General features: G+C 70.3%; 11 protein-coding genes and 1 pseudogene. 5 read left to right on the forward strand and 7 right to left on the reverse strand.

The genetic code is table 11. The features are described 5' to 3' along the window. Window positions 1-5 precede the first annotated feature (5 nt). Window positions 6-881, reverse strand: coding sequence for a ribosome-inactivating family protein (locus ABD308_RS10365; protein ID WP_344331280.1), 876 nt, complete (start codon window positions 879-881; stop codon window positions 6-8). 149 nt (window positions 882-1,030) lie between these two features. Then, a complete protein-coding gene (locus ABD308_RS10370; protein WP_344331296.1) occupies window positions 1,031-4,834 on the reverse strand; it encodes an endonuclease/exonuclease/phosphatase family protein in 3,804 nt (1,267 codons plus the stop codon). Between the two features lie 264 nt (window positions 4,835-5,098). Here ABD308_RS10370 and ABD308_RS10375 point away from each other — a divergent pair, with 264 nt between their 5' ends. The 4 genes and pseudogenes from ABD308_RS10375 to ABD308_RS10390 all read left to right on the forward strand — a co-directional run bounded on the left by ABD308_RS10375 (window position 5,099) and on the right by ABD308_RS10390 (window position 6,782). Further along, the gene (locus tag ABD308_RS10375; protein WP_344331300.1) at window positions 5,099-6,016 is read left to right on the forward strand and encodes an MBL fold metallo-hydrolase; all 918 of its coding nucleotides are present in this window, start codon (window positions 5,099-5,101) and stop codon (window positions 6,014-6,016) included. Window positions 6,017-6,189: 173 nt separating this feature from the next. Then, window positions 6,190-6,327, forward strand: a pseudogene (locus tag ABD308_RS10380) (exodeoxyribonuclease III); the annotation flags it as partial. A gap of 51 nt (window positions 6,328-6,378) precedes the next feature. Beyond that, window positions 6,379-6,615 carry a hypothetical protein gene (locus ABD308_RS10385; protein WP_344331306.1) on the forward strand — a complete coding sequence of 79 codons (237 nt, stop codon included), beginning with the start codon at window positions 6,379-6,381 and terminating at the stop codon, window positions 6,613-6,615. Continuing rightward, the gene (locus ABD308_RS10390; RefSeq protein ID WP_344331311.1) at window positions 6,612-6,782 is read left to right on the forward strand and encodes a hypothetical protein; all 171 of its coding nucleotides are present in this window, start codon (window positions 6,612-6,614) and stop codon (window positions 6,780-6,782) included. Before ABD308_RS10385 ends, ABD308_RS10390 begins: the two co-directional genes overlap by 4 nt. A gap of 233 nt (window positions 6,783-7,015) precedes the next feature. Here the strand turns inward: ABD308_RS10390 and ABD308_RS10395 are convergent, their stop codons facing one another. The 3 genes from ABD308_RS10395 to ABD308_RS10405 form a co-directional block, all read right to left on the reverse strand. Beyond that, window positions 7,016-8,497, reverse strand: a complete 1,482-nt coding sequence (locus ABD308_RS10395; protein WP_344331316.1) for a PLL family lectin — start codon at window positions 8,495-8,497, stop codon at window positions 7,016-7,018. A 202-nt stretch (window positions 8,498-8,699) separates the two neighbouring features. Continuing rightward, on the reverse strand, window positions 8,700-9,014 hold the full coding sequence (locus tag ABD308_RS10400) for a hypothetical protein (protein ID WP_344331319.1): 315 nt from the start codon (window positions 9,012-9,014) through the stop codon (window positions 8,700-8,702). A gap of 7 nt (window positions 9,015-9,021) precedes the next feature. Next, on the reverse strand, window positions 9,022-9,171 hold the full coding sequence (locus tag ABD308_RS10405; RefSeq protein ID WP_344331320.1) for a hypothetical protein: 150 nt from the start codon (window positions 9,169-9,171) through the stop codon (window positions 9,022-9,024). 364 nt (window positions 9,172-9,535) lie between these two features. On the opposite strand from ABD308_RS10405, the gene ABD308_RS10410 reads away from it, so the two are divergent. Beyond that, window positions 9,536-10,507, forward strand: coding sequence for a LuxR C-terminal-related transcriptional regulator (locus ABD308_RS10410; RefSeq protein ID WP_344331321.1), 972 nt, complete (start codon window positions 9,536-9,538; stop codon window positions 10,505-10,507). A 484-nt stretch (window positions 10,508-10,991) separates the two neighbouring features. Here the strand turns inward: ABD308_RS10410 and ABD308_RS10415 are convergent, their stop codons facing one another. Both ABD308_RS10415 and ABD308_RS10420 read right to left on the reverse strand, forming a co-directional pair. Continuing rightward, window positions 10,992-11,402: a hypothetical protein gene (locus ABD308_RS10415; protein ID WP_344331323.1), complete on the reverse strand. Its 411-nt coding sequence runs from the start codon at window positions 11,400-11,402 to the stop codon at window positions 10,992-10,994. Window positions 11,403-11,501: 99 nt separating this feature from the next. After that, window positions 11,502-12,266, reverse strand: coding sequence for a helix-turn-helix domain-containing protein (locus tag ABD308_RS10420; RefSeq protein ID WP_344331325.1), 765 nt, complete (start codon window positions 12,264-12,266; stop codon window positions 11,502-11,504). Window positions 12,267-12,738: the final 472 nt, after the last annotated feature.

The raw sequence follows: 12,738 nt of genomic DNA on the forward strand, positions 1-12,738 counted from the left end.
GGCCGCTATCGCCGGATCACCCGCAGGTGGTCCCGGACGTCCTGCCACGTCGCGAACGTGCCCACGCCGCTGACCGTCAGCGGCGGCGTGGACGGGACGGTGGTGATGTCGATCGCGAATGTGGAGATGGCCCCCCAGGCACCGCGCAGCGCCCGCAGCCGGGGGTTGGAGACCTCGAAGAAGGCGCCGCCGTTGCGCCCGGCGATGACCGCGTCCCAGGTGTCGCGGAAGTCGGTGAACCGGGCGGCCTCCGAGAACGCTCCGATGAGCTTGATCAGCGACCGGGCGACGGTCGCGCGGCCGGCCGCGTTGCCCATCGACTGGTCGGCCTTGCCGACGATCTCGGCCGAGCCGATGAACCCGTTCAGCCATTCGAGCGACGGCTCGTCCCCGGCGGTCGAGATGAGCGAGCCGTAGCTGCCGCCGAAGGCCAGCGTGTTCACCTGGCCACCGCGTCCCATCTCGGTGCGCACGTTCTCCGAGGCGTCGTTGAACGCGTACAGCTTTCCGCTCTTGGTGCGGAAGCCGCCGACGTAGAGGTTCGCCGGGTTGAAGTAGAGGCTCGACAGCTCGTTGCCGTCGCCGTCCTGGAGCCGCAGGGCGATCAGGCCGGGCGGCGTCGCCTGGGTGATGTAGACGTCGTCGTCGCGGAACTGCCGTCCGGCCGCCTGGCGCAGGCGGATGAGCGCGGTGTGGTACCCGGCGACGTTGCCGCCGGTGTAGTTGTGGTCGAGCTTCACCTCTACGACCTTGGTGGTGCCGTCGGGTGTGTCCGCCCGGGCCGGGGACGCGGCCCCGAGGCCGGGGACGGCGACCGCGGCGGCCACGGCGAAGGCCAGCAGGGCGCGGATCCCGCGGCGCCTGAGAACTGTTGTCGTCATTCGTTGCTCCAGGTGGTTTTCGCCGGACCGGAGGCCGGTCCGGGTGGCGGGGGCGTTCCCCCTCCCGTAGAGGAAGACCGGGAACGCCCCCGCCGTGTGACAGGACGTCAGGCTCGTTCAGCGGGGCCAACCGTGCCGCTCCCCGGTGTTCACTGGGGGACCTCCTTCCACGTCCACAGGTCCGCGGCGGCGGGGCTCTCGGTCACGGCGAGTCCGCGGGCGTTCCCGCGCGAGGTGAGGAAGAGACGCTGCCCGGTGGAGTTGCGCTGGATCAGCGGCACACCCGTGGTGGCGTGCCGGTCGGGGGTCTCGGTGCACCACAGGTACCCAGGGTGGTCGGGGCGGAAGGTCTCCATCGTCAGGAGGGCGTTGTCCAGGGGGTACGGGTCGGAGGCGGAGGTGGTGACGTACCTCCCGTTGTTGATGAGGTAGTAGCAGTGGTCCTCGCCGATCCGGCCCGCGGAGACGGTGGTGAACTGCTCGCGGGCGCCGTGGCCGTCGACCACCAGGTCCAGCGGGAGGCCGGCGCCGGTCGGCACGCCCACCACCAGGTCCTGCGGGTCGTCGTCCTGCCGCAGCAGCTCGTCCACGTCCAGCGCCTCGGTCTCGGGGTCCTGGAAGAACCACCGCTGGGCGGCATCCTCCTCGTCGAAGTCGCGGAGCATCACCTCCTCGCCGTCGGGCCCGTCGGCGACGGCGAGCACCTGCGAGGTCTCGGCGTTCAGCACCACCCAGGTGCCGTCGCCCATGTCGATGACGCTCCAGATCTGCGTCAGCCCCTCGCCGCCGTTCGGCAGCAGCACCGCGGGCGTGTTCAGGAGGCCGAACTCCTGGCTCAGGTAGGTGCGGGTCATCCGGTGCAGGATGCGGAACTGGTCGGGGTGGTCGGCGGCCGGCTCCAGGACGAGGGTCTCCATGTCGCGGTTGCCCCGGTCGACCGGCCGGGTGCCGAGCCTCCGGCCGCCGCTGCCCGGTCCGCTCCCGGGCTTGGTGCTGGGGTAGGGCGAGTAGGAGCTCTTGGCGGAGCGGGCGGTGCGGGCGCCCGTCGGCTTCGCCTTCTTGGGCTCCGCCTCGGGCAGCGGCAGTGGCGGGGCCGGGTCGGGGGAGATCCTGAACAGGACGGGGTAGTGGTCCGAGGTCCGCACGGCGTCGACCCGCGTGGCCTCGTGGAAGTAGAGCCGCGGTGTGCTGATGTGGTCGAGCGCGCCGTAGTCGTAGTGCGCCGGCGGTTGGGTCCCGTTGACCGGGTAGGTGTGCTGCGTCGACCCGCTGATCTGGTACAGGTTCTGCATCTGCAGGCTGAGTCCGCGAAGGTTGGTGTTGAAGTCGCCGAAGACGGCGGTCGCGGCCAGCTGCGTCCTGGTGCGGGTTCTGATGGCGTTGAGCAGCCTGGTGGCGTTCGCGCCGCCGCTCGTGTCCATGTGCACGGTGAAGTAGATGGTGTCGCCGATCCTGACGCCGAACGCCGGACGGGAGGTGTCGCTGCCGGGGGAGGGAACGACGAAGAACGTCTCGGTCCCCGGGCGGTCCCCCTCCTGAACGGCCCGGGCCCGTTCCCGCGACCAGATGGCGAGGTTCGTCTGGCCGACCCGCCCGTTCGTCATGGTGTCCGTCTGCAGCCAGTACAGGTAGCCCTCGACGCCGTTCAGCGTCCGCCGGTACTCCCTGATGGGGGGCGCTTCGATGACCTCGCCCGCGGAGTTCCGCCGCTGGTACGTGGTCTGCGTCGTCTCGACGCGCTCGGCGTTGATGCCCAGCGGGAAGGGCGGGCCGCCGACCTCCTGGAGGAGGATGACGTCGGGCCTCTGGTTGGCGGCGATCTCCTCCAGGCTGGTCCGCCACTTGTCGGAGCCGTTGTTCGAGTCTGTGATGTACCGCCCGCGCATGTTCCAGGTGACCACCCTGCGCTCGTCACTGGCGCGGGGATCGAGTTCGCCGCCGGTGTAGCGCAGGAAGAGGGAGTGCCGCTTGCCCACGTCGAGCGGCACCACGCCCTGGCCCGAGTAGTCGAGCGTCTCCCGGCCGGTCCAGTCGGCGATGGCCTGCCCGCCCTGGCCGAGCGGCCGGAAGCGGTCCGGCTCCTGGCTGTCGGAGCCGAACTGGAAGGCCGTTCCGGCCCGGTTGCCGTAGGGCCCGTACGGTTCGAACGGGCCGCCCGGGGTGCTCTGTTTGAGCATGGTGTTGTTGTAGAAGACGTTCTGCGGGCCGGACGATCCGGACCACTTACCGGCCTTGGGGCCGGCCGCCCACCAGATGGGGTACCACGTCCCGTCGTCCATCTCGCCGCCCTCGCCGCCGCAGTTGGCGGAGCAGCTGCCGGAGCGGTGTTCGTACGGGATCCGGAGCGTGTTCTGCTCGAAGAGGTTGTTGTGCTCCCACCCGCCGTGCAGGTTGAGGTCGGAGTCGAGGTCGTTGCGGAAGGCGACGTTGCCGCTGGCCGACCACTGGAAGGTGAAGTGGCGCAGGTTGCGGCTCACGTTGTGGGCCCAAAGGGAGTTCCAGACCCGGCTGCCGCGCAGGTAGCCGTTGCCGCCCTTGCCCTTGTTCCAGGCGCCGTCGAAGGTGTTGCGCTCGATCTGCAGGTTGAGCGCGTTCTCGGTGACGATCGGGTGCGAGCCGGTCATCTCGGCCTTGAGGCCGCGCGCCCAGCTGTTCGCCGCCCACTTGAAGACGATGCCGTGCATCGCGTACTCGGGCGCCAGGTTGCCGTAGTTGTGCACGGCCTCCTCGGGGGTCAGCCGGTACGTCTCCTGGCCGCCGATCTTCGGCAGTCCGTTCATGTCCTGGGTGAAGGCGAAGTCCTCGAAGCCGACGCCCTCGACGGCCTTCAGCGGGGTGATCTTGCTGGCGTACGGCGTGCCGTTGCCGTTGATCGGCGGGGAGCCGTCCGACTCGGAGTTGACCGGCAGGTCCCACTCCAGCGGTCGGTCCAGGGTGACTGTCTTCGCCGTCGCATCGACCCGGAGCACCTGGAACATCTGCTGGCGCATGTGGAGCGCCTCGATCATGCTCGGATCGGTGATGCCCTGCTGCGCGTAGAAGTTCTTGCTGTTGGCCGCGCCGACCCAGACGTAGCCGCCGGTGCGGAACTTCTTCATGTCGACCTTGGCGTCCAGCCGGACGACCGACGACCCCTGCCGGGCCGAGTAGCCCGGGTCGCCGTCCTGGGCGGCCAGTTTCAGGCCGGAGACCCAGTGCTGATTGACGCTGCCCTCGAAGATGTCCTTGCGCATGGGGACGGTCGAGGCCGCCTCCCAGTCGTCCTGGTAGCGGGCCGCGACCTCGCGGGTCTGGACCCGGAACATGCCGCGCCCCGGCCACATCCAGCCGCCGGTGCCGACGTCGCTTCCGGTCCCGGCCACCATGTTGTCCTGGTCCCACCGGCCGTTGACCACGGTGTCGTAGCGGGTGCTGAGGTCGGGCCGGAAGACCAGTCGGGTGCCGCCCGGGCCCGATCCCTTGCCCCGGAGGGTCAGGAAGTCGGCGTCGACGTAGACCTGCCGGGACAGGTCGACCCGGCCGGCGGGCAGGTCGATCAGCGAGAGCCGGTTGAAGTCGGCCCTCGGCGAGCACTGGTTCCTGATGTCGTCGATCGCCCGTTGCAGCCCGGCGGTGTCGTCGGCGCCGTCGTCCGCGCGCACGCCGTAGGTGGTGGCGAGCTTCTGCGGGGAGATGCGGCAGGCGGCGTCCTCGGTGAGGGCGGATTCGCCGCGCGGCAGGTCCTGGCCGCCCCGGTAGCCGACGCGGGACCAGTCCGGCATGCCGATCGGCGGGGCGGCGCGGTTTGCGTAGCTCAGGTCCGGATCCTCGGCGGACGCGGCCGAGGCCTCGGCCGCCGCCGGGGCGGTGAGCGCGGGTGGGGCGGGCACCGGGGCCGCGGTGGCGAGTTCCGGTGCGGCGAAGGGGATCACCAGGGCGGCCAGGAGGGCCGCCGCTGGTCGGAGGTGTTTCACGTGACCTCGTTTCCTGTGTCGTGATGCCGTCGGAGCGGCCGCCCGTCCGGCCGGGCGCACCCGTGCCGCGGGTCGCGGGCATTCGCTTCCGAACGGGAAGACCGGGTTGGAGGACCGTCTGTGACACCACGTCGGGCCCGGCCGGAAGCGTCCGCGGTTGTCACAGACCGGACCGCCCGCCGGTCTTCATGGGTGACCGGACGGTGCGGTGCGCGCAGGCGCCGTTGAGGAGTCCGGTCGGAGCCCTTCGTGAGGAGAACGCCCATGACCCAAGTCGACTTCGCCCGCCCCGACGCTGCCGGGATCGACGAACCGGTGCCGTCGCGCTACGCGTTGAAGGTCGGTGACATCGACGTGCTGGTGATCAGCGACGGGGTGCTGCCCATCCCTCCCGCGACGCTGGCCACCAACGCCCCCGCCGCCGAGCTGAAGGCCTGGCTCGGGGACATGTACCTGCCGCTGGAGTCGATCAACTGGCCACTGAACGTCGCCGTGGTGCGCAGCGGCGGCCGGACCGTCCTGGTCGACTCGGGCCTGGGAACGGAGTTCCCCGGCTTCCCCCGGGCCGGGCAGCTGGCCGCACGGCTGGACGCGGCCGGGATCGATCCCGCGTCGGTGACCGACGTGGTGCTCACCCACCTGCACATGGACCACATCGGCGGGCTGCTCGTCGAGGGGCTGCGGGGCCGGCTCCGCACGGACCTGCGGGTCCACCTGGCGGCGGCCGAGGCCGAGTTCTGGGCGGCGCCCGACTTCTCCCGCACCGACATGCCCGCGCCGGTGCCGGACGTGCTCCGCCGGACCGCCTCAAGGTTCCTGGACGTGTACCGCGGCCAGTTGTGGCCGTTCGAGAAGGAGTACGAGGTGGCGCCGGGCGTCGTGATCCGCCGCACCGGCGGTCACACCCCCGGCCACAGCATCATCCGGCTGGAGTCCGGCGGCGACCGGCTGACGTTCGCGGGCGACGCCGTGTTCCAGTGCGGGTTCGACAAGCCCGACTGGCACAACGGCTTCGACCACGAACCGGAGGAGTCGGCCCGCATCCGGGTCCGCCTCCTGACGGAGATGGCGGCGACCGGCGAGCAGTTGGTGGCCACCCACCTGCCCTTCCCGTCCGTCTGCCACGTGGCGGACGCCGGCAGCGGCACCTTCCGTTTCGTGCCGGTGGTCTGGGACTACTGACCCGTACCACCGGACACCCCCACCCAACGGGGGAAGCTCAAACCAACCACGGCCCGAACCGGCGCCAAAGCTGTCATGCTGCCCATGGGCCTCCCCTACCGCCAAGGCCAGCAGACACCCTCGAACAGCCCACACTCGAACGGGTGGACCTTTTACAAAAGCCGTCGTTCCGCTGGCGCATCGACCTACAGGTCGCCACCCCCACCCTCGCCACCAAGGCCGTCGAGGCCTACGTCGAACGCGCCGCCACCCACGCCGAACGGTGGTCCGACCACGCCCCCGTGACCGTGGTCTACGACCTGGAGCCCTGACCACGGCCAGGAGGCTGAGCCGCCCGTTGACCGGCGGCTCAGCCGGAGCCGATGAGCATAGTGCCCCCGTCGACCGTCGACACGCTCCGCGCCCAGCCCGCAACAGTCTTCCCCGCAGAGCATGCGGGGTTGGCGCCGGCCGAGGAGACGATGCGGATCGAGGCGGCGTCGAAGAACAACCCGGCGGACCTGATCGACATCGCGCTGGAGATGCTGGTGGGGGCTCGACTGGAGATTCCCAGGTTCTCCTCCCTGGACACGACGCCTCCGCCGTGCGGACCCGGGTGAACGGGGACATCCTGGCCGGTGCCCGGGAGCGGATGACCGAGGAAGAGCAGGCTCGGGCGCTGGGCCTGGTCGACGTCGTCAGACTGGACGCAGGACGCCGTCACGACGACAGGCTCACCTTTGCCCTCGGGCTTAGGGCGTGTATCGAAACGGATCTTGAGCTGTGAATGATCACCGTTCATGGGACGAGGAGATCTCACGGACGAGCAGGGGGCAGTGCTGGAACCGTTGCTGCCGAAGGGCGCGAGAGTGGGACGGCCCCTGAGCCGCCGCCGAAGAAGCCGTTGCCATCCAGACAGGGTCCTGCCAGACATGGCGTGGCCCCGGGTGTCAGTGCCCGGGGCCACGCCATGTCTGGTGGTGTCTTTAGCTGTTGTCGTGCCGGCTTGCCGGATGAGCGCTATGCCTGGGCGCCGCCGGGGACCTCGGCCCAGCCGGTGGACCACTGGCCGGTGTTGTAGTCGGCGTCCTTGGTGAAGACCTTGCCGGTGGAGCCGATGGCGTAGATGTGCATGGTGTTGCCGGTGACGGTGCTGGTGATGGCCTTGAGGCCGGAGCCGTCGAGCCTGGTCCAGGAGCCGGCCCAGCCGCCGCCACCGTAGTTGGCGTCGGTGGTGTAGAGAGCGCCGTCGGAGCCGATGACCTGCAGGTGGACGGTGGTACCGGTAGCGGAGGCGGTCAGACCTTGAGCACCGGAAGCGCCACCGGGGACCTCGGCCCAACCCGTCGACCACTGGCCCGTGTTGTAGTCCGCGTCCTTGGTGTACACCCTGCCGGTCGAGCCCAGCGCGTAGACGTGCACCACGTCGTTGACCGTCACACTGGTCAGCGCCTTCAGCGCACTACCGTCGAGCCTGGTCCAGGAGCCGGCCCAGCCGCCGCCACCGTAGCTGGCGTCGGTGGTGTAGAGGGCGCCGTCGGAGCCGATGACCTGCAGGTGGACGGTGGTACCGGTGGCGGAGGCGGTCAGACCTTGAGCACCGGAAGCGCCACCAGGAACCTCGACCCAACCCGTCGACCACTGGCCCGTGTTGTAGTCCGCGTCCTTGGTGTACACCCTGCCGGTCGAGCCCAGCGCGTAGACGTGCACCACGTCGTTGACCGTCACACTGGTGACGGCCTTGAGGCCGGAGCCGTCAAGGCGGCCCCAGGCGCCGCTCCAGCCGCCGCCGGTGTAGTTCGCATCGGTCGACCAGAGGCTCCCGTCGGTTCCGACAATGCTGACATGGGCGGTGTTGTCGCTCGTGGTCGAGGCGGTGATCGTGCCGGCGTTGGAGACCGGTGCCGGGTTCGGGGCGTCCGCGGCTATCTTGTTGTAGCGCAGGCCGAAGTACTCGCCGGCCGGGTGCCCGGCGATCCTCCCGTCGCTGCCGCCGCTCAGGTAGTCGCTTCCGGCCATCATGTCGTCCTGGGGGTTGGCCTCGTGGATGAAGGCGAACTGGCCGGTGGCCTTGTTGATCCAGTGGTCGAAGAGGATGACGTGGCCGGTGCCCTTGATGGAGCCGTCGCCGGGATCGTTGTCCAGGGCGTCACCCGGCTGGAGGTCCGACAGGGCCACGCGGGTCGTCCGCGCCCGGTTGTCGAGGCTGTCGGTGTTCTCACTGCTGCTCAGGCGCCAGGCCATGGAGATGAAGCCGGAGCAGTCCTGCCGGTAGCTCTTGCTGCCGGTGATGTCGGTGGCGTACGAGCCCTGGTCATAGGGGACGTCACGCTGGTACCAGTTGTTGGCCCGCAGCATCACCTCGGACGTCGTGATCGTCCCGCCAACGGACGAGGCCGCCTGGGCGGGTGCGGCGCTGATGGTCATCGCACCGGCAGTAGCGGACACCGCCAGCGCGGCGGCCAGGGCGGTACGGGTGAACGAGGACTTGACGACGGACATGACGGATTTCTCCTAGGTTGAACAGTGGGTGGTGTGAAGCCGAGGTGCGCGCGAGAGCTCGCCGGCGAGGCGTGCGGGCGAGGCAGGTGTCGCGGCGAGGCGGGAGAAGACGGTTCGATGGCCCGGGGCGGAGCGGAGAGGCGGCGAGCCGAGCGCGGGCCCGCGGACGGCGGAGAGGCGGGGCCCGGCGGCCGCTACGCCATCAGCACGAGTTGATGCCTTCGTGTGTCGTGAGCGGCTCTTGGGCCAGGTAGCGTCGGTTGAGCCAGGGCGAGATCCGGTGGGTCCGGGTGATCAGCGCGTGGGCGAGCTCCAAGGCTCTGGGCGTGCCGGGCGAGTTCGGGGTCAGGAAGTAGAGCAGGAGGTCCAGCCGTCCGGATTCGGACTGCGCGCTGACGTGCTGCAGTCCGTCGGCGGGCCGGCAGTGGGCCCACAGGACGTCCACGACCTCGACCTCGTCTCCCGGGCGGACGCCTTCGCCCGGCCGAGGCGTGAGGCTGGCGTAGACGATCTCCATGGCCGGCTCAGCCGCCCCAGCCGAGGCTGTCCTGGGACGCCGTCGAGGCGGGAGCGCCGATGGGGGCCGAGGCCGTGGCGGCGGCCGGGGCGACACCGATGACGGTGAGGGCGACGGCGACGACCGCGGTGGCCTGGGCGATACGGGTGCGGAGCATGGTGGAGTCCTTCGCTGCTGATGGGGTGGCTGTCGTGGTGCCGGAAGGCGCCCCGCGGTTGGCGCTTCATCCGGCTGCCGTCCCGGGGTGTCCCCCTGGCGGCGATCAACAGCTTTCCCGCCTTCCGGCGACGCCGGAAGGCGTTGCGGCTGTCGCCCACCGGACTGTCCGAGGCCGGACATAGAGTCATGCGCATGACATAAATCACAGAGCGGTGACCTGCAACGCGATCCGCGCGCACATCGGGCGGGGCGACACGATCGGCCCGAATAGACCTCGAACGAAGCATCGAAAGAGTGTTTGATGAGGCCGGGTGTTCCAGGCGTCCGACAGGGGCCGGTGAACCAGACGAACCGGGGGAACGATGCTCGAGGTGCTCGGACTGACCACCGCGGCCACAGCGGTGTACCAGGCCATGCTTGACCACCCCGGCTACGGCGTCGACGACATCGCCGCCCATTGCGCCCTGACCGCCACGCAGGTGCACGACCACCTCGACGAGCTGAGCCGGCTCACCCTCGTACGTGTCTCCGCCGAACGCCCCGGCCAGATGCGCGCGGTGAGTCCCGAGATCGGTCTCGCCGACATCCTCGCCAACCAGGAGGCCGAACTCGCCGCCCGCCAGGCCCGGCTGGCAGCCTCACGAGCCGCCGTGACCCGCATGGTCGCCGAGCGCGCCGAGCATCGCACCACGCACGGTGAACGGCTCCTCGGCATGGACGCCATCCACAGCCGTCTCGAACGGATGGGCCACAGCGCCACCACTGAGGTCCTCAGCAGCCAGCCCGGCAATCAGCGCGCCGAAGACCTCGCCGTCAGCCGTCTCGCCGACACCGAGGCCCTCGGACGCGGCATCACCATGCGCACCCTCTACCAGGACGCCACCCGCAACCAGCCCCACGTCGCCAACTACGCGCACTGGCTCCTCAGCCAGGGCGGCGAGGTCCGCACCGCCCCCACAATCCCCCAGCGCCTTGTGGTCGTCGACCGCGCCCAGGCCCTCGTGCCCATCGACCCGGGCGACAACCGTCTGGGAGCCCTGTACGTCACCGAACCCGGCATCCTCACCGCCCTCCTCGACTTCTTCGAACAGGCATGGAGCACAGCCGTACCCCTTGGCGCCGCCCGCACCGACGACCCCCAGAGCGGCCTCACCCCCACCGAACGCGAACTCCTGCGTCTGCTCGGCACCGGCCTCACCGACGACGCCGCGGGCCAGCGACTCGGCATCTCCTCACGGACCGTCGGCCGCCACATGTCCTCCATCATGGAACGCCTGGGCGCCAGCAGTCGTTTCGAAGCCGGCATCAGGGCCGCACACAACGGGTGGCTCTGAACCGCCAACGACCAGCACGAAGGCGCCCAGCACGATGCCCGGGGTCTTCACCCATCACTGTCCCATCAGCCCCCGGAAGGTGCGCAGCAGCACCACGCCCAGCCACAGGACCGCGACGCCGCGCCGGGGGAGCCGGGAGCGGAGGTGCCCTCGGGCCCGCAGAGCCAGATGACGCCGACGCAGGTACGGCCGACGAGCCGGCAGCCGCCAGCCAGGGTGCGTGGTGCCCGCCGCACCGGCAGCGGCAGCCTGGCTGCTTGATCGGGCGCCGGGGGCGNNCCCCCCCGGCGCCTCGACCCGGAAGCCGAGGCGCCGGCCTGGCCTTCCACCGAGTCCTCGACGCCGTCCGGGACCTCATACGGGCCTGGACCGGCGAATGCCCCATCCGCCACCGCGAGTTACCCACCACACGCCAGCCGGCACACACCCGACCACTCCACGCCTAACGAAGTACTACTAAGTGACCGCCGCCCCCCTCGGCGGCCTACCAGTAGCCCTCGCAGGAGTAGGAGTTCGAGTAGAGCAGGTCACCGACGCACACTCGGGCCTGGTAGGTGCCGCCGTCGTAGTACCAGTACGTGGTGTCGCTGGCGGTGTGGATGTCGGAGATCCGCTGCCAGGGTGCGTTGGGGTCGGTCCGCCGCTCCAGCCAGCCCTTGCAGACGGTGCCCCTGGTGCTGGTACCGAGCTTGAACGCGCCGCGCACATGGACTTCGTTGGTGCCGACCTCGTACCCGGAGTCGAGCCAGCCCTCGCAGCCGACGAAGCTCTGGTAGGTCCGCCACTGGTCGAAGACGATGACACCCTGGGCGGAGGCGGGGGTCGTTCCGGCGGCGACGGCGCCGGCCATCACCGCTGTTGCCGCGAGCAGCTTGAGGCTGGTGCGCTTGTTCATCCCTGTCCCCTTGTCCACGAGTCGGTCCTGGTGCCGGTGCGTTGGCGCCACCGGTTCCTCCGTGTGCACAGTCATTCTTTCCGCAGGCCTCCACGGCCGTCATTCCCGTCCGGCGCACGAAGTGTTGTCGCTCGGCGCAGCGGAGGCGGACCGCCGGTACTCGCCCGGGGTCGTGCCGTAGGCGGCGCGGAAGGCCCGGTTGAAGCCGGCGGGGTTGTCCATCCCCCACCGCATCGCGATCTTGCGGACGGTGACGTGCCACAGGGACGGTTCGGCCAGGTCCGCACGGCAGCGTTCGAGGCGGCCGCGGCGGATCGAGGCGGACACCGTCTCACCCCGCTCGCGGAAGAGCTGGTGCAACAGCCTGACCGAGATGTGGTGGTGCGCGGCGATGGCTGCCGGGCCCAGGCCGGGATCGGCCAGGTTGTCCCGGAGGAAGACGTCGATCCGGGAGAGCAGCAGTCGATGGGGTGTCTCGGGAGGCAACCGGGCCGCCGCATCGGCCCGTTCGGCGAGGAAGCCGGCCGCGAGGTCCAGGCTGATCACGCCGAGCCGGGCACAGTCCTGTTCGGTCAGGAGGTGGGCCTCACCGGCCACCGAGGCCAGGTGCTGCGCCAGTATCCGGCCCATGCCGGCGGCCGCAGGCAGCGTACGGGCGAGCAGGTCACCGACCTTGGCCTCGGGCAGCGGGACCAGTGCCCGAGGCAGGTGCAGCACGATCGCACGTGAGGGGCCGTCGCACGGGCCCCCGTCCGGGCCGCCCACGCTTCCCGCCGCATCACCGCGGTAGGGGTGCGACGAGGACCAGAGCGCGAAGTCGCCGGCGACCAGACGGGCCTCGCTGCGCCCCTGCGACACCGTCATGGACCCACCGAGGATCAGGGCCAGTTCGTAACGTCTCCGGGTCCCCTTGACGCACCATCGCCGCCGTCCGGTCGGACCGCAACTGCGAGAAGCGCATCGTCGTCAGATGTGCCCGCCCCAGAGGCAGTGACCCGACGCTCCCCTCGAATCCGACCGCCTCGGTGGTGATCTCCACGGGCGCCACTCCGCGGCCGACTGCCTCGCGCCACCACTCGAACCGCTCGTACGACGGCAATCCCGCCGTATCGAACTGCGTGTACACCTGACCTTCCCCTCCCCGGTGGGAAACTTTCGTGTACGCCCAGCGTGTTCGAGGAGATCGGTACCAGGCAACGCGCGCGCGGGAACATGGCCGGGGCACCGCCCGAAATGGCCGCGGGCCGCTTGGAGGGACGGCCGGCTCAGGGAACGGCGACCGCGGGGAGGTAGCCGGTGGCGCACTCGGCGAAGCGGTGGACGGGCTCGCCGTCGG

This window comes from Kitasatospora putterlickiae (genome assembly GCF_039527695.1).
In the GTDB taxonomy this organism is placed as follows: domain Bacteria; phylum Actinomycetota; class Actinomycetes; order Streptomycetales; family Streptomycetaceae; genus Kitasatospora; species Kitasatospora putterlickiae.

Coding starts and splice junctions, on each gene's coding strand:
- ABD308_RS10375 (WP_344331300.1), top strand. CDS start 5,099: ATGACCCAAGTCGACTTCGCCCGCCCCGACGCTGCCGGGATCGACGAA.
- ABD308_RS10365 (WP_344331280.1), bottom strand. CDS start 881: ATGACGACAACAGTTCTCAGGCGCCGCGGGATCCGCGCCCTGCTGGCC.
- ABD308_RS10410 (WP_344331321.1), top strand. CDS start 9,536: ATGCTCGAGGTGCTCGGACTGACCACCGCGGCCACAGCGGTGTACCAG.
- ABD308_RS10400 (WP_344331319.1), bottom strand. CDS start 9,014: ATGGAGATCGTCTACGCCAGCCTCACGCCTCGGCCGGGCGAAGGCGTC.
- ABD308_RS10405 (WP_344331320.1), bottom strand. CDS start 9,171: ATGCTCCGCACCCGTATCGCCCAGGCCACCGCGGTCGTCGCCGTCGCC.
- ABD308_RS10415 (WP_344331323.1), bottom strand. CDS start 11,402: ATGAACAAGCGCACCAGCCTCAAGCTGCTCGCGGCAACAGCGGTGATG.
- ABD308_RS10420 (WP_344331325.1), bottom strand. CDS start 12,266: ATGACGGTGTCGCAGGGGCGCAGCGAGGCCCGTCTGGTCGCCGGCGAC.
- ABD308_RS10395 (WP_344331316.1), bottom strand. CDS start 8,497: ATGTCCGTCGTCAAGTCCTCGTTCACCCGTACCGCCCTGGCCGCCGCG.
- ABD308_RS10385 (WP_344331306.1), top strand. CDS start 6,379: ATGAGCATAGTGCCCCCGTCGACCGTCGACACGCTCCGCGCCCAGCCC.